This is a genomic window from Photobacterium sanguinicancri, assembly GCF_002265265.1.
Lineage (GTDB): Bacteria > Pseudomonadota > Gammaproteobacteria > Enterobacterales > Vibrionaceae > Photobacterium > Photobacterium sanguinicancri.
Genome location: NZ_NOIF01000002.1, coordinates 62,837 through 83,927 on the forward strand (window position 1 = coordinate 62,837; position 21,091 = coordinate 83,927).

15 protein-coding genes are annotated in these 21,091 nt (G+C 45.5%); 3 read left to right on the top strand and 12 right to left on the bottom strand.

Going from position 1 to position 21,091, the window contains the following annotated elements:
• Positions 1-21: 21 nt before the first annotated feature.
• From ASV53_RS00725 to dapB, 4 genes are all read right to left on the bottom strand, one after another.
• Entirely contained in the window at positions 22-870 is an 849-nt protein-coding gene (locus ASV53_RS00725) for a magnesium transporter (protein ID WP_062691288.1), read from the bottom strand.
• Positions 871-1,464: 594 nt separating this feature from the next.
• Positions 1,465-4,689 carry a carbamoyl-phosphate synthase large subunit gene (gene carB, locus ASV53_RS00730; RefSeq protein ID WP_094955729.1) on the bottom strand — a complete coding sequence of 1,075 codons (3,225 nt, stop codon included), beginning with the start codon at positions 4,687-4,689 and terminating at the stop codon, positions 1,465-1,467.
• A 17-nt stretch (positions 4,690-4,706) separates the two neighbouring features.
• Positions 4,707-5,846 (bottom strand): glutamine-hydrolyzing carbamoyl-phosphate synthase small subunit, encoded by a 1,140-nt coding sequence (carA, locus tag ASV53_RS00735; protein ID WP_094955730.1) that lies wholly within the window; start codon positions 5,844-5,846, stop codon positions 4,707-4,709.
• A gap of 505 nt (positions 5,847-6,351) precedes the next feature.
• Complete coding sequence (gene dapB / locus ASV53_RS00740; protein WP_094955731.1) at positions 6,352-7,161, bottom strand: 4-hydroxy-tetrahydrodipicolinate reductase; 810 nt, start codon at positions 7,159-7,161, stop codon at positions 6,352-6,354.
• Positions 7,162-7,317: 156 nt separating this feature from the next.
• Between dapB and ASV53_RS00745 the strand changes: the two genes are divergently transcribed.
• Both ASV53_RS00745 and ASV53_RS00750 read left to right on the top strand, forming a co-directional pair.
• On the top strand, positions 7,318-8,469 hold the full coding sequence (locus ASV53_RS00745; protein ID WP_094955732.1) for an efflux RND transporter periplasmic adaptor subunit: 1,152 nt from the start codon (positions 7,318-7,320) through the stop codon (positions 8,467-8,469).
• 12 nt (positions 8,470-8,481) lie between these two features.
• Positions 8,482-11,616: an efflux RND transporter permease subunit gene (locus ASV53_RS00750; RefSeq protein ID WP_094955733.1), complete on the top strand. Its 3,135-nt coding sequence runs from the start codon at positions 8,482-8,484 to the stop codon at positions 11,614-11,616.
• Positions 11,617-11,707: 91 nt separating this feature from the next.
• On the opposite strand, the gene ispH is transcribed toward ASV53_RS00750, so the two are convergent.
• From ispH to murJ, 6 genes are all read right to left on the bottom strand, one after another.
• Positions 11,708-12,655 (bottom strand): 4-hydroxy-3-methylbut-2-enyl diphosphate reductase, encoded by a 948-nt coding sequence (ispH, locus tag ASV53_RS00755; RefSeq protein ID WP_094955734.1) that lies wholly within the window; start codon positions 12,653-12,655, stop codon positions 11,708-11,710.
• 12 nt (positions 12,656-12,667) lie between these two features.
• Complete coding sequence (fkpB, locus tag ASV53_RS00760; RefSeq protein WP_062691282.1) at positions 12,668-13,102, bottom strand: FKBP-type peptidyl-prolyl cis-trans isomerase; 435 nt, start codon at positions 13,100-13,102, stop codon at positions 12,668-12,670.
• A gap of 154 nt (positions 13,103-13,256) precedes the next feature.
• A complete protein-coding gene (lspA, locus tag ASV53_RS00765; RefSeq protein ID WP_094955735.1) occupies positions 13,257-13,784 on the bottom strand; it encodes a signal peptidase II in 528 nt (175 codons plus the stop codon).
• On the bottom strand, positions 13,784-16,630 hold the full coding sequence (gene ileS, locus ASV53_RS00770) for an isoleucine--tRNA ligase (RefSeq protein ID WP_094955736.1): 2,847 nt from the start codon (positions 16,628-16,630) through the stop codon (positions 13,784-13,786). The genes lspA and ileS overlap by 1 nt, the downstream gene beginning before the upstream one ends.
• On the bottom strand, positions 16,627-17,598 hold the full coding sequence (gene ribF / locus ASV53_RS00775) for a bifunctional riboflavin kinase/FAD synthetase (protein WP_094955737.1): 972 nt from the start codon (positions 17,596-17,598) through the stop codon (positions 16,627-16,629). Before ribF ends, ileS begins: the two co-directional genes overlap by 4 nt.
• Positions 17,599-17,679: 81 nt before the next feature.
• Entirely contained in the window at positions 17,680-19,239 is a 1,560-nt protein-coding gene (murJ, locus tag ASV53_RS00780) for a murein biosynthesis integral membrane protein MurJ (protein ID WP_062691280.1), read from the bottom strand.
• A gap of 210 nt (positions 19,240-19,449) precedes the next feature.
• Between murJ and rpsT the strand changes: the two genes are divergently transcribed.
• A complete protein-coding gene (rpsT, locus tag ASV53_RS00785) occupies positions 19,450-19,710 on the top strand; it encodes a 30S ribosomal protein S20 (RefSeq protein ID WP_062691279.1) in 261 nt (86 codons plus the stop codon).
• 79 nt (positions 19,711-19,789) lie between these two features.
• Here the strand turns inward: rpsT and ASV53_RS00790 are convergent, their stop codons facing one another.
• A complete protein-coding gene (locus ASV53_RS00790) occupies positions 19,790-20,083 on the bottom strand; it encodes an ArsR/SmtB family transcription factor (protein WP_062691278.1) in 294 nt (97 codons plus the stop codon).
• 91 nt (positions 20,084-20,174) lie between these two features.
• The gene (gene nhaR / locus ASV53_RS00795) at positions 20,175-21,062 is read right to left on the bottom strand and encodes a transcriptional activator NhaR (protein WP_062691277.1); all 888 of its coding nucleotides are present in this window, start codon (positions 21,060-21,062) and stop codon (positions 20,175-20,177) included.
• Positions 21,063-21,091 lie beyond the last annotated feature (29 nt).

Sequence of the window (21,091 nt, forward strand, 5' to 3'; positions counted from 1 at the left end):
AGCGTTAGGCAAGCAGGAACATTAAGCGAGTCCCAGCATCCAATTCACCGTCGTGAAGTAAATCATCATACCTGTTATATCGACGACTGATGCAAGTACAGGGCTAACCAATACCGCAGGATCTAATCGGCATGCGCGCGCAACCATAGGCAATACACCACCGATACTGGTCGAAATCACAACCTGGATCGATATTGCCATACCTATCGCCACTGCAATATCTTCTAAATGAATACCAAAGGGTAAACTCGAAGCATCACTAAACAGCATGACTCGGCCAATAATAACGGCGGCTAATACGCCTGCAACCACTAAGGCAACACGGAACTCTTTCCACAATACGGCCAGCCAGTCTTTACACCGTATCTCTTCCATCGCTAAAGCCCGCACGACCAAAGTCGCAGCCTGCGACCCCGTATTGCCACCAGCGGCGGCAATAACCGGCATATAAATAGCTAACAACACCAGCTGACTCAGCGTGTCTTCGTAATGTGAAATGATAAGACCCGATACGATCCCTAATAAAGCAAGGCCAACAATCCAGCCAATACGTTCACGCACATGGGACATCACACTATTTTGTAAATAGTGCCCAGCAGGTTCAGCTTCCGAGCATATCAATCCAAGTCCATTGGCCAAGTGACGCATCCGCTTCTCTTCATTCATCTCATCAAGACGATCGAGTAAACACTGTACGTGCCTCAACGGACACTCATGCAATACAGCAAGAGCCTCTGTAAAGGGCATCACCGTCAATAGTCTTGCTTGCTCTTCAGCACTGTATTTCAAAAAAGCGTTTTTCACAGCCAGCACATCGTTCTGTGCTAAATTTTCGTTTGCAGTTTGCACCGCATAGTTCATTACCGCCATAGCGAATCTCCCGATTGGCAAGAACTAAGTCACTAGCATGTACTAGTTACTCAGCTAACAGTAACGACCACCAGAATTAACCTAAAAGCTAACACGCCCTACTGCTAAACGGCATCGTTTATCACCTAAAAAAGGCGACAAACAACGTCGATAAGCCCGTAAGTCGTTTTTCAACTAACTGACAAATTCAACATGAGATATAAGGAAGAAAATCGAGGAATAGAGCGATTAGCATGTATCAATAAGAGTGATACTTGTAGACGTGTATTCCGAACCAGCGGTGGGTTCGGACAATAGGAGACCGACACCGTTAGCAGGTTTGATTTTCCACCTTCATACTCGGGGGATGGTCGGTATCGTTCATTAAAGTCTCCAAAGATGCCGCATTAGTGCGACGCGGTAATTTTACGGAATTCACTCATGCGTGCAAGGTATTTAAGTTAATAATTTGCCACAAAATATTTCTTAAACCTGCCGCGCCACTGCTAAGTAGAATAAAGCCTCGACTCCTAATATTATCTATGCAGATCAAAAAAGCCCGCCAGTGTAGGCGGGCCTGTTTTTTTATATGTTCACGCTAATGCGCTAGCATAATTACGCGTTCTTGATACGCGCATGTAATTCTTGAACAGAGGTAACCTTATTTCGGTCATCTGCAGCCCAAGCCATACATGTTGCAAATGCTGCATTTAGCGTCGTGGTGTAGTTCACCTTCTCAGCCAATGCGCCACGGCGAAGAACTTTCGAATCTTCAATCGCTTGACGACCTTCAGCAGTGTTCACGATGTAGGTGTATTCATTGTTCTTGATACGGTCAAGAATATGTGGACGACCTTCGTGTACCTTATTCACTAGGCGAGGGTTAATACCCGCCTCACCCAAAATCACCGCAGTACCATGAGTTGCATCAAGTTCGTAACCTTGCTTGATTAGCTTAGAAGCTAGGTCAACAACACGTTTCTTATCATTCTCACGAACTGATAATAATGCGCGACCACTTGCTTGCTTCTCTTTGCTACAGCCAAGTTCAGCTTTAGCAAACGCTTCTGCAAACGTATCACCCACCCCCATCACCTCACCAGTTGAGCGCATCTCTGGGCCTAACAGTGGGTCAACACCTGGGAACTTGTTGAACGGTAGTACCACTTCTTTTACCGAGTAGTACGGTGGAATAATCTCTTTGGTAAAGCCTTGAGACTCAAGAGACTGACCAGCCATTACACGTGCTGCAATTTTCGCTAGTGGTGCACCTGTTGCTTTAGATACAAATGGTACGGTACGTGCTGCGCGTGGGTTTACTTCGATAAGGTAAACTTCGTTATCCTTAACCGCAAACTGGGTATTCATTAAGCCACGAACACCTAGTTCAAATGCTAGTTTTTCAACTTGTTGACGCATTACATCTTGGATTTCTTGGCTTAGCGTATAAGCTGGCAGAGAACATGCTGAGTCACCCGAGTGAACACCCGCTTGTTCAATGTGCTCCATGATGCCGCCGATAACAACGCGCTCACCATCACAAATCGCATCTACATCTACTTCAACAGCGTCATCTAGAAAGCGGTCAAGCAGAACTGGAGATTCATTTGATACGCTAACGGCTTCATTGAAATAACGGCGTAAGTCTTGCTCATCGTATACGATTTCCATCGCACGACCACCAAGAACATAAGAAGGACGAACAACTAATGGGAAGCCGATGTCTTTCGACTTTTCAATCGCTTGCTCCATTGCTGTCACTGTCGCATTCTCTGGCTGTAGAAGGCCAAGACGGTCAACAGCAGCTTGGAAACGCTCACGGTCTTCCGCACGGTCGATAGCATCAGGACTCGTACCAATAATTGGCACTCCAGCCGCTTCAAGTGCGCGTGCTAGCTTAAGTGGTGTTTGACCACCGTATTGAACGATAACACCTTTTGGTTTTTCAACACGTGCGATAGCTAATACATCTTCCAGCGTCACTGGCTCGAAGTATAGGCGGTCAGACGTATCGTAATCCGTCGATACTGTCTCAGGGTTACAGTTAACCATGATGGTTTCATAACCGTCTTCGCGAAGCGCAAGTGATGCGTGTACACAACAGTAATCAAATTCAATACCTTGGCCGATACGGTTTGGACCGCCACCTAGGATCATGATTTTATCTTTATCTGTCGGGTTGGCTTCACATTCGTCATCGTACGATGAGTACATGTAAGCCGTGTCAGACGAGAATTCCGCCGCACAGGTATCAACGCGCTTGTAAACAGGGTGAATATCATACTGGTCACGTAAACGGCGAATTTCGCTTTCCGCAACACCTAGCAGCTTAGCAAGACGCGCATCAGCAAAACCTTTACGTTTTAGCTGGCGAAGTACCGTTTCGTTCAAGCCTGCAAAACCACCATCTTTAACAGCTTGTTCGGCTTTAACTAGGTCTTCGATTTGCACTAAGAACCAACGGTCAACGTTAGTTAGGTTGAAGACACCATCAACAGACATACCAGCACGGAACGCATCTGCGATGTACCAAATACGCTCAGCACCAGCATCTTTTAGTTCGTGACGAATTGTTGTCAGAGCGTCTGGCGCATCTAGGTCAACCATTTCATCAAAGCCCATTGCGCCAACTTCTAGGCCGCGAAGTGCTTTCTGTAGCGATTCTTGTTGGTTACGGCCGATAGCCATCACTTCACCAACTGACTTCATTTGCGTCGTTAAACGGTCATTTGCGCCTGCAAATTTCTCGAAGTTAAAGCGAGGGATCTTCGTTACTACGTAATCGATTGTTGGTTCAAATGATGCTGGCGTTGCACCGCCAGTAATGTCATTCATTAGCTCGTCTAACGTAAAGCCAACCGCCAGTTTCGCTGCAATCTTAGCGATTGGGAAACCAGTTGCTTTCGACGCTAGTGCAGAAGAGCGAGAAACACGAGGGTTCATCTCGATGATAACCATACGGCCATCTTTAGGATTGATACCAAACTGTACGTTTGAACCGCCCGTTTCAACACCGATTTCACGTAGTACTGCTAGCGATGCATTACGCATCAACTGGTATTCTTTGTCGGTCAGCGTTTGTGCTGGCGCAACAGTGATGGAGTCACCTGTATGGATACCCATCGCATCGAAGTTTTCAATCGCACATACGATGATACAGTTGTCGTTTTTATCACGAACCACTTCCATCTCGTATTCTTTCCAACCGATCAGTGACTCATCGATTAGTAATTCGTTAGTTGGCGACAAGTCCAAACCACGGCGACAGATTTCGTCAAATTCTTCTTTGTTATAAGCGATACCACCGCCCGTACCACCCATGGTGAACGAAGGACGAATGATACAAGGGAAGCCAACCATGTCTAAAACTTTGTAAGCTTCTTCCATTGTTTTCGCAGTATCTGCGTTTGGACACTCAAGACCGATAGACTTCATTGCTTTATCGAAACGAGAACGGTCTTCTGCTTTATCAATCGCATCAGCCGTTGCACCAATCATCTCTACGCCAAACTCAGCCAGTACGCCGTGTTTTTCCAAATCAAGCGCACAGTTCAGAGCGGTTTGACCACCCATCGTTGGTAGCACTGCATCTGGACGTTCTTTTTCAATAATCTTGCGAACCACTTCCCAGTGAATAGGTTCGATGTAGGTCGCATCAGCCATGTCTGGGTCAGTCATGATTGTTGCTGGGTTCGAGTTAACTAGGATTACACGGTAGCCTTCTTCACGAAGTGCTTTACATGCTTGTGCACCTGAGTAGTCGAATTCACACGCCTGACCGATAACAATCGGACCAGCGCCTAGAATCAGAATACTTTTAATATCATTACGTTTTGGCATCTTTTACTACTCCGGACTTAGGCGCTGTGCTTTTTTAGCAATTCGATAAAGTGGTCAAACAAGGGTGCTGCATCGTGTGGGCCAGGGCTTGCTTCAGGGTGACCTTGGAAGCTGAATGCTGGCTTGTCTGTACGATGGATACCTTGTAGTGAGCCATCAAACAATGATTTATGTGTTGCTCGTAGATGCTCAGGCAAACTTGCCTCATCCACTGCAAAACCGTGGTTCTGAGCAGTAATCATTACCACATCACGGTCTAGGTCTTTCACTGGGTGGTTTGCACCGTGATGACCAAATTTCATTTTCACTGTTTGTGCGCCACTTGCCAGAGCAAGAATTTGGTGACCAAGACAAATACCAAATATTGGTAGGCCTTTTTCAAGGAAAGTCTTGGTTGCTTCAATTGCGTAAGTACATGGCTCTGGGTCACCAGGGCCGTTAGATAAGAACACACCATCTGGGTTCAGGGCCAACACATCTTCTGCCGAAGTTTGTGCAGGAACAACGGTTAAGCGACAACCGCGGTCAACAAGCATGCGTAAGATGTTACGTTTTGCGCCGAAGTCGTAAGCAACTACGTGGTATGGCAATTCATTGTCGTCTTTCGCTTCAGGTAAACCGCCTAGCAACGTCCAAGAACCTTGTTTCCACGAGTATGCTTCAGACGTTGTGACTTCTTTTGCCAAATCCATGCCTTTCAGACCAGGGAACTCTTTCGCTTTTACCAGTGCTAATGCTTCATCAAGGTTAGTACCTGCAATCACACAACCATTTTGCGCGCCTTTTTCACGCAGAATACGCGTCAGCTTACGGGTATCAATATCTGCGATACCAACAATGTTTTGTGATTTTAAGTAATCAGAAAGGGTTTGTTCACTGCGGAAGTTTGAAGCAATAAGAGGGAGGTCACGAATTATCAAGCCTTGCGCATGGATTGCGGTGGATTCTTCGTCTTCGGAATTGATTCCGGTGTTGCCAATATGAGGGTAAGTAAGAGTAACTATCTGTTGTGAATAAGAAGGGTCAGTGAGAATTTCTTGATACCCCGTCATCGAGGTATTGAAAACGACTTCACCAACGGCCGAACCATCTGCCCCAATGGACACGCCGCGGAACACTGTCCCATCTTCAAGGACTAACAGCGCAGATTTGCTCAAGACAACCTCCAAAAAATATAAAAATGCAATTAAAACAGATAAATTTGCAACTACCCATTCAATACATTGCCAAGAATTGCCGAAAGCCGATTTTTGACAAATTCCGCGTAGTCTATAGAGCGCTTATTTTTCTGTCAATAACAGCCTTAAAATAACTACTAAATATATCAATTTAAGACACAAAAATGAGCGAAACAACTAAAACACAATGATAAGTCGGTTATTTGTCACATGAAAGTTGTGGCCGATCTCATTTTATCGTTTGCCAAAATGTAACCAGAGATTAATGAAGCTAAAGAGATAAGCAAACGATTATAAACACAGGGAATAGATAGCATTTTGGGCACTTAAAGGCTAAAACACAATAAAACGAGATTTAATTAACACAAAGAGGGTGATTTAACAAAGATAAGAAGTAGATAATAAGAATTGAAAACCAGGGTGTGCATTGGTGGGGATTTATGCACCAGCGAAACGTTGATGCATAAACTGGATTTATGATAATTTAAAGCTCATCTAGCCCAAGTACATCCTGCATAGTATAAAATCCAGCAGGCTGCTGCGCTAACCATGACGCCGCACGAACCGCACCATTGGCAAAAGTCATACGATCTGTTGCTTTATGTGTAATCTCTACACGTTCACCAATATCGGCAAACATAGCTGTGTGTTCGCCAACAATATCGCCCGCACGAATAGTGGCAAAACCAATTTCATCGCGGCTACGTTCACCCGTGATCCCTTCACGCGCATACACGGCAACATCACTGAGTTTATTGCCCATCGCGCCAGCAATCGCTTCACCCATACCAATCGCAGTACCCGATGGTGCATCTACTTTATGACGGTGATGTGCTTCAATCACTTCAATATCACAGTAGTCACCCATCACTTTGGCCGCTTTTTCGAGCAATTTAAAAACAAGGTTCACGCCGACACTGTAGTTAGGTGCCATTACAACGCCTAACGATTTCGCAGCGTCATCAATACGTTGACGTTCCTCTTCGCTAAAGCCGGTCGTCCCAATAACAATGCGTTTAGCATGTTTCTGACATAACGCGAGATTCGCCAATGTCGGTGTCGGGGCAGTGAAATCAATCACGACATCAAAATCATCAACGACATTAGCAAGATCATCAACAACAGCGACACCACATTTACCAATGCCAGCTAGCTCACCTGCATCAACACCAATCATGCTTGATTCAGGGCGTTCACTGGTTGCCCCTAATGTTGCAAACTCTGATGCTTCAACGGCTTTAATTAAATTGCGCCCCATCCGACCGGCTGCGCCAGCTATCGCGATACGTACCATGCTTACTCCATTCATTAACCTAAAATCATTGCAATCCACTCTACCCTGACAAAAAAGTTACAGCAACTCTCGTTATTAGGAGCAATTTATTTACTGTTAATTAGAATGTGCGCATAATCAACTAATGTTATATTTGAAAAAACAGGATGTTAAATCATGAAATGGATTTTAAAGCGCAGCACAGCATGCGCCGCTATTTTGCTATCCATCGGCTTACTCAGTGGATGTGAAGAAGCAGCACAACAACAAGTCGCTCCACCGCCTCCTTCCGTTATTGTCGAAACCATCACCAAGCAACAAATTAACCCTTCAACTCAATTTAGTGGCCGTATTGAAGCAGTGGAAGATGTTTCCTTACAGGCACGTGTCGAAGGCTACCTAATGGCACGTCCATTTCATGAAGGGGATTATGTTAAGAAAGGCACTTTACTGTTTGAATTAGACCCCAAACCTTTTGCAGCCGAAGTTCGCCAAAAGGAAGCGGCACTTAAACAAGCTAGCGCTAAATATGAAGTCTCACTGATCAACTACAAACGCGGTAAAAGACTACTTCCGAAAGGCAGTATTAGTGCGGTTGATTTTGATGAAATAACCACGGCAAAAATCACAGCAGAAGCCTCTGTTGCTCAAGCAGAAGCAGCGCTTGATGCCGCGAAATTGAATCAGGGCTACACCCAAATTCTCGCGCCGATTGATGGTCGTATTGGTGCATCCAATGTCTCGATTGGCGATTTAATTAATCCATCAACAGGTGTGCTTACTACACTGGTGCAACAAGAGCCGATGCACGTTATTTTTAATGCCAGCGAAACCCAAATCCTCGATGCTTACGAACTTAGAAAATCAGGCCAAGTACCGGCATTAAATGAGCTCTCTCTCAATTTAGAGCTCTCCAATAAAAGTATGTATGACCAGCAAGGCAAAATAGATTTTATTGATAACCGTATTGATCCAACAACAGGGACGGTACAAATCAGAGCCAGCTTCCCTAACCCCGACCACGTTCTTCAGCCTGGTCAATTCGGCAATATCATCATCGCTTCATCCGATCCGATTGAAGCACTATTAGTTCCTCAGGTTGCCGTACAGGAAGACCAAAAAGGCCGCTTTGCTATGGTGGTGAACAACGAGAATATTGTTGAGCGTCGAGATTTAGAAGTGCATACGCGCCAAGGCATTTATTGGATTATCGATGCAGGTCTAATGCCTAATGAACGTGTGATCATTCAAGGGTTACAGCGTGTTCGTGTAGGAGCTGAAGTAAAACCGCAAGTACAGCAAATCAAACCATTTGCCGATCAGCAGTAAAGGAGATCACCCATGATCAGTCGCTTTTTTGTTTATCGGCCCAAGTTCGCATTTGTCATTGCTATTGTATTGACACTTTGCGGCTTGCTTGCCATTCCTGTTTTGCCTGTAGCAGAATTTCCAGAAGTCGCACCACCCAGTATCAGTGTCAGCACCAGCTACCCTGGCGCAAACGCAGAAGTCGTTAAAGCCACCGTTGCTCAGGTCGTCGAAAGTGAGGTCAACGGGGTCGAAAACATGATTTACATGTCTTCGAAATCATCGAATGACGGTAGTTATAACCTGACGGTCACTTTTGCTGTTGGGACCAATGCCGATGACGCCCAAGTCCAAGTGCAAAACAGGGTCCAAAAAGCCACATCACGCTTACCCGAAGAGGTTAAGCGCGAAGGTATCGCAGTAGAAAAGCAATCTTCCAGCATTTTGATGGTCGTAAACCTGTTTTCACCAAAAGACACTTACGATGCGCTGTATATTACCAACTACGCTAGTTTGAACCTAAAAGATGAGTTAGCGCGTGTTCCTGGTGTCAGTAAAGTTAACATCATAGGTTCGCTAGATTACGCAATGCGTATCTGGCTTGATCCCGACAAAATGGCGCCGCTAGGCGTTACCCCACAAGATGTACTGGCGGCTATCAAAGAGCAAAACATCCAAGTTGCTGCTGGGCGTATTGGGGCCTCACCAACGCCACCCGATCAACAATTCCAATACACGCTACAAACTCAAGGTCGATTAGTTGATGCCGCTGAGTTTAAAAACATCATTATTAGAGCAACTCAAGATGGTCGTAAATTACGGGTAAAAGATGTTGCTCGGGTTGAGCTAGGCTCACAAACCTACGATGCTCAAGGTAAACTAAACGGTCAACCCTCAGCCATCATCACCATCTATCAGTCACCTGATGCTAACGCACTTGAAGTCGCGCAAGGTGTTCGTGACACTATGGAGAGGCTCGAATCCAGTTTCCCTGAAGATCTCGAGCAAAAGGTACTTTACGACACCACAGAATTTGTTGAAACGTCGATCAATGAAGTGGTACAGACCCTCTTTATCTCTGTGGTTCTTGTTGTTCTCGTCGTCTTCATTTTCTTGCAAGATTTCCGTTCAACCTTGATACCAGCAATTGCGATACCCGTTTCGTTAGTGGGTACTTTTGTGTTCTTGCTGATTTTCGGTATGACTATCAATACCGTATCGCTGTTCGCATTGATTCTGGCTATCGGGATCGTGGTTGATGATGCCATCGTGGTGATCGAAAACGTCACGCGTTTGATGGAAGACGAAGGATTAAGCCCTCGCGATGCCACCCTAAAAGCCATGGAAGAAGTCACTGGGCCAATTATTGCTACCACCTTGGTTCTATTGGCGGTATTTGCCCCGACTGCGGTAATGCCCGGCATAACGGGGCAAATGTATGCTCAGTTCTCGATCACTATCTGTATCTCGGTACTGATTTCATCGATTAATGCCCTCACCCTTTCTCCCGCACTGTGTGCCTCTTTACTTAAGCCACCTAAGAAACATGAAAAAGGCTTCCATGCCGCTTTCAACCGTATTTTTAACAAGATAACTGAACGCTATACCAAGGTCGTCGCGACCATGATCCGGCGTGTAATTATTGTCAGTGTCTTGTTTGTTGTCATGCTCGCAGGTACTGGATTGCTCGCTAAAGTACTGCCAAGTGGCTTTATTCCAGATGAAGATAAAAAATCTTTCATGGTCGATGTGTCGCTACCCGACGGTTCCTCTTTAAATCGAACCGAACAGGTGATGGCCGAGTTGGTCGATATAACACGTAACGAGCAAGGCGTTGCTAACGTGATACACGCCAGTGGTTTTAGTATCTTATCTGGATCATTAAAATCAAATGGTGGTCTATTGATTGTGAGTTTGGATTCATGGGAAGAACGAAGCGATCCCAAGTTACACCAAAACCAAATCATTGCCCGTCTTCAACAAAAATATAACCAACTGCCAGAAGGGGTCGCACAAGCTTTCGCACTACCACCACTACCCGGTGTCGGTAGCGTGGCTGGGGTCGAGTTTGTACTGCAAGATAACCGAGGACGGTCAGCACAAGAGTTAGCCTCTGTCATGCGCGGCTTTATTATCAAAGCCAATGAGCAACCTGAAATCGCCTTTGCCTTTAGTAACTTCACCGCAGAAGTACCACAAATATTCGCTGATATTGACCGTGAAAAAGCCAAGGTATTGGGCGTGCCTCTGGACGAAATTTTCTTCACCCTCCAAACTCAGTTAGGCGGGATGTACGTCAATGACTTCACCAAGTTTGGTAAAAACTTCCGTGTCATGATGCAGGCAGAAACTGAGTATCGTTCCGATGAAGCCGGTATTCAACATTTCTACGTGCGCGGTAATGGCGGGCAAATGGTGCCGCTCAGTACCCTTGTCAGTACCCGTCCCTCACTCGGGCCTGATGTTGTCGATCGTTACAATCTTTATAATTCAGCGACCATCAACGCGATTCCCGTTCCTGGGTTCAGTTCTGGCGAAGCAGTGACCGCGATGGAACGTGCGGCAACAAGTTTACCCGAAGGCTATAGCTTCTCGTGGACAGGGATGACCTATCAAGAAATCAAAGCGGGTAACTTAGCACCACTGATCTTCTCTCTGGCACTCGTCTTTACTTACCTGTTCTTAGTCGCACAATACGAGAGCTGGACAGTACCACTTGGGGTTATCTTCTCCGTGCCAATTGCAATTTTAGGGGCTTTATTGTTTGTCTGGGTCATAGGTAGTGACGTTAACCTCTACACCCAGATCGGCTTAGTATTGCTGATAGGCCTTGCCAGTAAGAATGCTATTTTGATCATTGAATTTGCCAAAATGCAGCGTGAAGAAGAAGGGTTATCAATCCGTGATTCCGCTGTGACAGCGGCAAAAATGCGTTTCCGTGCGGTATTAATGACAGGCTTCTCATTTGTACTGGGCGTAATGCCACTGGTTGTCGCCAGCGGTGCGGGTGCAGGTAGCCGACGCGCCTTGGGCAATGCAGTATTTGGCGGTATGACTTTAGCGGTTGTCGTCGGAACGATTCTCACGCCAGTACTGTACTTTGCGATTCAATCAATACGTGAAAAAGTTAAAAAGGTCGACATGGGGGGCATTGCGAAGCAGAACTAGCTTCTGTTCTCATCACGATCAAAAAGCCCGAGCCATATTATGAATGACTCGGGCTTTCTTTTATTCAATCACTTAGCTAGCAAGCATGCGATTACTCAGTAATGTTTTTAACCTGCAGCTCACGCGGCACTTCAAAGAACATATTTTCTTCACGGCCAGAAAGCTCTTCAACCGTTGCTTGCGTCAATTCTTGGATACGCGCAATGATTTGATTAACTAACTCTTCCGGTGCCGAAGCACCCGCGGTGACACCCACCTTAGCTTGTCCGTTAAACCACGATGGATTAATGTCTTCAGGGCAATCGGTCAAATAACCTGGCGTACCTAGCTTTTCAGCGAGTTCACGTAAACGATTTGAGTTCGATGAGTTCTTCGACCCCACGACGATCATGATATCGACAGTCTCTGCCATTTCACGTACGGCATCTTGACGGTTTTGGGTCGCGTAACAAATATCATCTTTACGTGGACCTTGGATCTCAGGAAACACCTCTCGCAATTTTTCAATCACGTCCGCCGTTTCATCCACGGATAAGGTTGTTTGACTCACGTAATGTAAGTGGCTTGGGTCTTTTACCTGCATCTTGTCGACATCTTCTGGTTTCTCAACCAAATACATGCCGCCCGTCTCGCTAGCGTACTGACCCATGGTACCTTCAACTTCAGGGTGTCCTGCATGGCCAATCAACACCACTTCCATATTACGGCGACTGGCACGTGCAACTTCCATATGTACTTTCGTTACCAGCGGACAAGTTGCATCAAACACCGTGAGTTGACGCGCTTTCGCTTCAGTTCGTACTGCTTGCGATACACCGTGCGCTGAAAAAATCACGATACTGTCATCAGGCACTTCATGCAGTTCTTCAACAAAAACGGCACCACGCTGTTTCAGTCCTTCCACAACAAAGCGGTTATGTACCACTTCATGGCGAACATAAATCGGTGGTTGATACATTTCAAGCGCGCGCTCAACAATGCTGATTGCTCGATCAACACCGGCACAAAAGCCACGTGGATTTGCTAGTAAGATATTCATTGCTAACAGCTCTTAGTTTTCTATTGTCACGACTTCCACATCAAAAGTGACGCGCTGCCCCGCAAGCGGGTGATTAAAGTCGACGGTTACCGAGTCACCAACAATTTGGGTGATCACGCCTGGGATATCTTGGCCATCTGGCCCTGCAAACGCAACGATAGTGCCCACTTCAGCCGGTACATCTGCACCGAACTTACTTAATTCTATATGATGGATGTTATCTGGATCTGATTGACCAAAAGCATCTTCTGGTGCTAGTTCAAAACTGTTGGTCTGGCCTTGCTGTAACCCTAACAGACATTTTTCAAAATTATCCGTTAAGCTACCATCACCCATTCTAAATTTAGCTGGCTTTCCCATTGCTTGGGTTGAGTCTGCTACTGAGCCATCTGAAAGTTTAATCGAAAAGTGCATCAGCACTTCGCTGTTTTCCTTGATTACCGACATACGTAGGGTCCTTTTCGTGTACCTAAACGGCACTTCTCCGAATTGGTATTAATTATTTTGATGATTGCTGATAAACAATTTTCTACCCCCCTTTTACAACAAAGCGCCGCCCGTATCAACGGACAGCGCTTAGGGGTATTACGTAGAAAGGCTTTTATTTGGCTTTTTCTTTCTTGTCAGCAATAAAGCCTTCAAGAATGATCATGGCTGCCCCAATACATATAGCTGAATCAGCAATATTGAATGCAGGCCAATGGCTATTCCCAACATAGAAATCCAGAAAATCAACCACAAAACCGTGGTACATACGGTCAAACAAATTACCGAGTGCACCACCAACAATCAGTGCATAAGCACTATTTGCCAGTCGATTTTCTGCCGGAGAACGGCGCATCCAAAAAACAAGTAAGCTACAAACACCTAATGCTATCGCTGTAAAAAACCATCTCTGCCAACCACCTGCATCACTTAAAAAGCTAAATGCAGCACCGTAGTTATGCACGTACAGCAAGTTGAAAAATGGCAATAGCTCAATACGATTTGGCCAGCCATATTCCATGGTGTTCATGACAAGTAGCTTACTACCCACATCAACAATGAAAACCAGAGCCGCTAGCCAAAGCCAGCGCACTCCTGATTGTTTCAATGACAGTTCGGTCTGTTTAGGCGATGTCATTGTCATTAGGCAAACTTACGCTCTTCGCCTTCACCATCGATGTTGCTAACACAACGACCACAAATTTCTTCGTGCCCTTCGATAGTGCCTACATCTGCCACATGGTGCCAGCAACGGTCACACTTCGCGGCTTCAGATGCAGTTACAGTTACAAATAAACCAGCAAAATCAGTTTCTTGTGCGCCAGCAGGCTGGCTATCAGCAACAACAACGGCAGCTTGTGACGTTAGTAGAACGAAACGTAGTTCGTCTTCTAAAGTATTCAGTTTGTCTGCAAGTTCTGCATTTGCATGAAGCGTGATCTCTGCTTGTAGTGCACCACCGATCACTTTGTCTTTACGCGCGCCTTCAAGAAGTTTGTTTACTGCACCACGAACTTGCTGGATTTCAGCCCAGAATTCGTTGTTTAGTTTATCGTCTTCCGCTAGGCCGAATAGACCTTCGAACCACTCACCTGTGAATACAAACTTGTCACGTTGACCAGGCATTTCGTTCCAGATTTCATCCGCAGTGAACGACATAATAGGTGCCATCCAACGAACAAGTGCCTCAACGATGTAGTAAAGCGCAGTCTGACAGCTACGTTGTGCGTGGCCACCTTGTTTCGCTGTGTACTGACGGTCTTTAATCACGTCTAGGTAGAATGAGCCCATTTCAACAGAACAGAACTGCATCAGACGCTGAGTCACACCGTGTAGGTTGTACTCGTCGTATGCTTTAACGATTTCTTCTTGCGCTGCCATTGCACGACCAACCGCCCAACGATCCAGTGCCACCATATCTTCTGGTGCAACTAGGTCTGTTTCTGGGTTAAAGCCACTTAGGTTCGCTAGGAAGAAACGTGCTGTGTTACGAATACGACGGTAAGCATCCGCAGAGCGTTTTAGGATTTCATCTGAAACCGCTACTTCACCCGTGTAATCCGTTGATGCAACCCATAGGCGAAGGATATCTGCGCCTAGTTTGTTCGTCACATCTTTAGGTGCAACCACGTTACCTACAGATTTCGACATTTTACGGCCTTGGCCATCAACAACGAAACCGTGTGTTAGTACTTGCTTGTACGGTGCCGTATCTTTCATTGCCACTGAGGTGATCAATGAAGACTGGAACCAACCGCGGTGTTGGTCTGAACCTTCAAGGTACAGATCAGCAGCGTTGCCATTAAACTCTTCACGGCTATCAACAACTGATGAGTGTGTCACACCAGAATCGAACCATACGTCAAGTGTATCTAGCACTTTTTCGTAGTTCGCAGCGTCTTCTTCACCCATAAGCTCTGCAGGATCAAGATCCCACCATGCTTGAATGCCTTTTTGCTCAACAAGTTGTGCTACTTTCTCAATTAGATCGTGAGAGTCAGGGTGCATTTCTTGTGTTTCTTTATGAACGAACAAGGCAATTGGCACGCCCCAAGTACGTTGACGAGAGATACACCACTCAGGGCGACCTTCGATCATACCTTCGATGCGGCTTTGACCCCACTCAGGTAACCACTGAACATTCTTAATTTCACCTAGCGCTTTCTTACGAAGGCCAGCTTTGTCCATCGAAATGAACCACTGCGGCGTCGCACGGAAAATGATAGGTGTCTTGTGGCGCCAGCAATGTGGGTAGCTGTGCTCGTAAGCATGGTGATGTAATAACGCACCGTGCTCTTTTAGTGTATCTAGTACTGAATCGTTCGCTTTGAATACGTGTTGACCGGCGAATAGTTCAGTATCAGGTAGGTAAACACCGTTGCTGCCAACAGGGTTTGCAATTTCTAGGTCGTATTTTTTACCAACCACGAAATCTTCTTGACCGTGGCCAGGTGCTGTATGCACACAACCCGTACCAGAATCAGTCGTAACATGATCGCCAAGAATAACTGGCACATCAAAGCTGTAGAATGGGTGGTTAAAGCGTACTAGCTCTAAATCTTCACCTTTACAGAAACCAAGGTTATGGAAGTGCTTGATACCCGCACGGTCCATCACATCTTTTGCCAGCTCAGCTGCAACGATGAGACGGTATGCTTGTTGATTGTTTTCAGCATCCGCTTCAACTTGAACCAATACATACTCAAGATCGTCACGTACGGCAACGGCACGGTTTGCTGGTAGTGTCCAAGGCGTTGTCGTCCAGATAACGATAGATACGTCACCTTGGCCTTGATGATCTTCAACGCAAGAGAACTTAGCAAGTGTTGCTGCTTCGTCTACCGCTTTGAATTTCACATCAATCGATGGTGAAACTTTATCTTGGTATTCCACTTCCGCTTCAGCTAACGCTGAACCACAGTCTGTACACCAGTGAACAGGTTTAAAACCTTTCAGTAGGTGATTTTTGTCTGCAATTTTACCCAGAGAACGAATGATGTTCGCTTCTGTTGCAAAATCCATTGTACGGTATGGCTTAGCCCACTCACCTAGTACGCCTAGACGAATGAAGCTTTCTTTCTGACCTTCAACCTGACCAGCAGCATATTCACGGCATTTTTCGCGGAATTCAGCAGCAGTCAATTTACGACCCGGCTTACCCCACTTTTTCTCTACCATTAATTCAATTGGTAGACCGTGGCAATCCCAACCTGGTACATACGGTGCGTCAAAGCCTGAAAGCGTCTTTGACTTAATAATAATGTCTTTAAGAATCTTATTTAGCGCGTGACCAATGTGAATATCACCGTTGGCGTAGGGAGGGCCATCGTGTAATACGAAGGACTTTTTACCCTTCTTAGCTTTACGAATTTCACCGTAAAGATCTTCATCATTCCAACGCTGAAGCATTGCTGGCTCACGTTGAGCTAGGTTGCCTCGCATCGGAAACCCTGTTTCAGGTAAATTCAGGGTATCTTTATAGTCGCTCATTGATTCTGGATTCCGTTACTTGGGCGAAGTTGGACATTATTACGCTCAGACAGCCACACCCGTGCTGTTTGGGCATCTCGCTCAATTTGTGCTTTCAGCGCATCAAACGATTCGAATTTTATTTCGTTGCGTAGCTTATGGTGCAACACAACTTCAATCTGACAACCGTATAAGTTACCAGTAAAGTCAAATAGGTGTACTTCTAACTGTTGGCGTACACCGTTTACTGTTGGTCGGTGACCAACATTGGCAACACCCGCATAAGGTGCGCCATCTAAGCCAAAGACTTCGACTGCATATACCCCAGAGACTGGAGACACTCGTCGTTTCAACGGAACATTTGCCGTTGGAAAGCCAATGGTTCGACCTAGTTTTCGTCCGTGAGAGACTCGCCCACAAACACTATAAGGTCGTCCTAGCATGGTTGCTGCTGATGTTAATTCGTCTTTGGCTAACGCCTGACGAATTGCAGTGCTACTTACACGTTGTGTTGAAACACAAAAACTCTGTGTACTTACCACTTCAAAACCCCACTCACGGCCAGCCGCTTGTAGCATTTCAAATGTTCCACTTCGACCTTGACCGAAGCAAAAATCATCACCAACTACCAGAAACTTAACACCCAATTGCTCAACCAACAAGCGACGAACAAAGTCACGGGGGGTCATATTGGCAAAATGGGCATTAAAATTGATGCAAAGCAAACGCTCAACGCCTACTTTTTTCAATTGTTGGTATTTATCACGAAAGCGCGTTAGCCGAGCTGGCGCTTTGTCACCAGCAAAAAGCTCTAACGGCTGAGGTTCAAAAGACATCACCGCAGCGGGTAATGACATAGACTCCGCCTTGGCAATCACCTGGCGTAATACCGCCTGATGACCCAAATGGACACCATCAAAATTACCAATCGTCAGCACGCAACCGTGATGACGAGGCTTAATATTATGTATTCCTCGGATTAATTCCATGTACCGCTTGCTATTTTACTGAGTGAAATTTCAAAATTCATGATAAAAACTGGCGGATTATATACTACTCCGCCCTGTCAATCAGCTATCCGTGCGAAGATGATGAGGACGAATGCCTAAAATCATCACAATTACCAAGTAAACCGAGGCACCAACTGCGATTAATCCCGATAGCCACATGACACGATGGCTTAAGCTCCAGCTTAACCACTCGCTCATCGCAGGCATCAACCACAATAGCGATGCGACCATTGCCACACCACCAACCGCTAAGCGCGCCACAAACCATAAGGTTGTTTTGGTCACACGGTATACATTTGCCATGTGAAGGCCACGGTAAAGCAGTGCCGCATTCACTAGTGCCGATAATGCCGTCGCCATAGCTAAACCAACATAACCATAAAAATATGCAAAAATGGCATTAAAGAACATATTAGTAACCATCGCGATAATACCAAAACGTACTGGTGTTTTGGTATCTTGACGAGCGTAGTAACCCGGTGCCAGCACTTTAATCAACATAAAGTTTAATAGGCCCGACGCGTATGCGAGTAAAGACAATGACGCTTGATGTACATCGTTCGGAGAAAACTCACCACGCATAAAAAGTACCATCAACATCGGCTTCGCCAACACCATCAGTCCTAGCATCGCAGGGATCCCGAGTAGCAACACCATACGCACGCCCCAGTCCATCGTACTAGCAAACTGACCTGACGTTTTTTCCACATGCTTTCGTGACAACGCGGGCAGAATAACGGTGGCAATCGCAATACCAAACAGACCAAGCGGAAACTCTAATAAGCGGTCGGAGTAATACAGCCAACTGATTGATCCAGTAGCCAGGAAGCTGGCAATAAAAGTATCAAACAGTAAATTAATTTGACTCACTGAAACACCGAATAACGCTGGGATCATCAAGGTGCGAATCTTTTTCACGCCAGGATCATTCCAGCCCCATTGCGGCCGAACCAATGCCCCTTCTTTTATAAGGAAAGGAATTTGGAATAAGAATTGAATTAAGCCACCGAGGAATACACCGATAGCCAAACCGATTTCAGGCTGAGCTAACTGTGGTGATAAAAACCATGCACAACCAATAATGGCAACATTCAAGAAAACAGGGGTAAAAGAGGAAACCGCAAACTTACCTAAGGTATTTAAGATTGCCCCCGACAAGGCCACGAAAGTAATGAACCATAAATAAGGGAAGGTAATCTTCAGTAGCAAACTCGCCAATTCAAACTTAGGCGCCGCAGGGCCATCGTTTAACCAATCAATAAACCAGCCAGCACCGAACAATGCCGTTACAACGCCAGACCCTAAAACCCCTACGAGGGTCACAATAGAAACAAGTACACCCAAGGTCCCTGATGCTTTGGCAATCAGCTGACGGGTTTTATCCATATCACCGGCGGCGTGGTATTCAGTCAATACCGGAACAAACGCTTGAGAAAAAGCACCTTCAGCAAACAGACGACGTAAGAAGTTGGGGATCTTATTCGCAAAGAAGAAAACATCGGCGGCAGCACCGGCTCCCATCAAGTTTGCAACCACGACATCTCGGACCAAACCGAGCACTCGAGAAACCAAAGTCATGGCGCTAACTATCAGTCCTGAGCGTAAAAGACGCTTACTCACAAAAAAACCTCATAAAAGATAGCCCAGAAAGGTGACTTACGGGGCGAAATGCTGGTAAAATCTGCCGCCATATTAACCGTGTTATTCCGTAAGTGCCAACTTCATGGGCTTGACGGTTATTTACACAAATCATTTGACAATCTTTCGCTTTGTTGGCATAGTCCTCGGCCTTAAATTGTCACCGTACCAAAGAATTTGGGAGTTACACCCTTGGCAAATATCAAATCTGCTAAGAAACGTGCACTAACTTCAGAAAAACGTCGCCAGCACAACGCTAGCCGTCGTTCTATGATGCGCACTTTCTTCAAAAAAGTTATCGTTGCTATTGAAGCAGGCAACAAAGAAGCTGCAACTGCTGCTTTCGTTGAAATGCAACCTGTTATGGATCGTATGGCTACTAAAGGCCTAATCCATAAAAACAAAGCTGCACGTCACAAAGCTCGCCTAGCGGCTAAAATCAAAGCTCTTTAATAGAGTCGAGATTTTACAGCGATAAAAAAAACCGGCACTTAGCCGGTTTTTTTGTGTCTGGAATTTGCCATTTAAAAACTCAATGGCAATACATATCGTGCAACAATTGAATCACAGCGCGTACTTCTTCGCTCTTCAAACGGTAGTACACCGTTTGTGACTCTTTTCGCGTCTCTACCAAACCATCACGCCTTAGCCATGCTAAGTGTTGAGATAATGCTGATTGGCTCAATTGGAGCTTCTCACACATCATTCCGACGGACATTTCCCCTTCTAGCAAGTAGCAAAGAATAAATAAACGCCTTTCGTTCGCCATGGCTTTGAGTAATACGACTGCTTGCCCAGCATTCTGCTCCATTCGTTGCAGATCCATATTCTCACCACTAATTTAAGTTAACGCTAATATACTTAAATATTAAGTGAGTTAACGGCAAAGATCCATGAAAAAGTCGTAGTAATTAGCGCTATTTAAACAACTTACCAAAGTTTGCTTCACATATCTTTTTCACCGCAGGATGCATAATCATACGTTCAGCAAAAATGACGTAATACTCTTCTTTGATTTCTTTCACCCGTTTTACTTCACGAATGTTGTTTGCTTCTTCTATTTCTTCCGCATAAATTGACGGTGCAACAAACATCGACTGATGGTAGGCACCAAACGCCTTCATCAATGCTGCATCATCAAATTCACCAAGAATATTTGGCGTGATCCCTTGCTGATCAAACCATTGATGTAATTTGCGTCCCATCGCAGTACGGCGACCAGGGATCAGTAATTTATAATCTTCAATACAGGCTGGGAAATGTAGCGTTTTTTCTGGCTTAGAGCAGAAAAAACTCATGCTCGATTCACCCAGTTTCTTACTGTAAAGGCCTGGGCTTTGCGTTGAATCAACCGGGCAGTCAGACAAAATCATGTCCAATTTATGCAGCGACAGTTGCTCTAACAACATTTCATGAGTGGACTCATAGCAGCGCAAGTGGATACGCTCATCTTCCGGAATACCTTCCAACAACACCTTACTGACTAAGCGCTTAGACAACGCATCGGCTACGCCAACTTCCAGCAACTGATTTTCACGCTGTGTATAGTTAACGATATCCAGCATTTCGTAGCTAAGATCAAACATTTTATCGGCATACTTAAAAACCAACTGTCCTAGCTCGGTTGGTTCAATATTCCGCCCAACACGCTTTGTCAGCTTCCCTTTCATTCGTTCTTCTAACGCACGAATTTGTCCTGTCACCGTCTGTGGTGCGAGAAAAAGCGCATCAGCAGCCTTAGTCACTGAGCCTTGCTTGCACACCATCCAGAAGTAATACAAGTGGTTATAATTAAGATGAGACATCCGTTATTTCATTGCCATAATAAAAAACC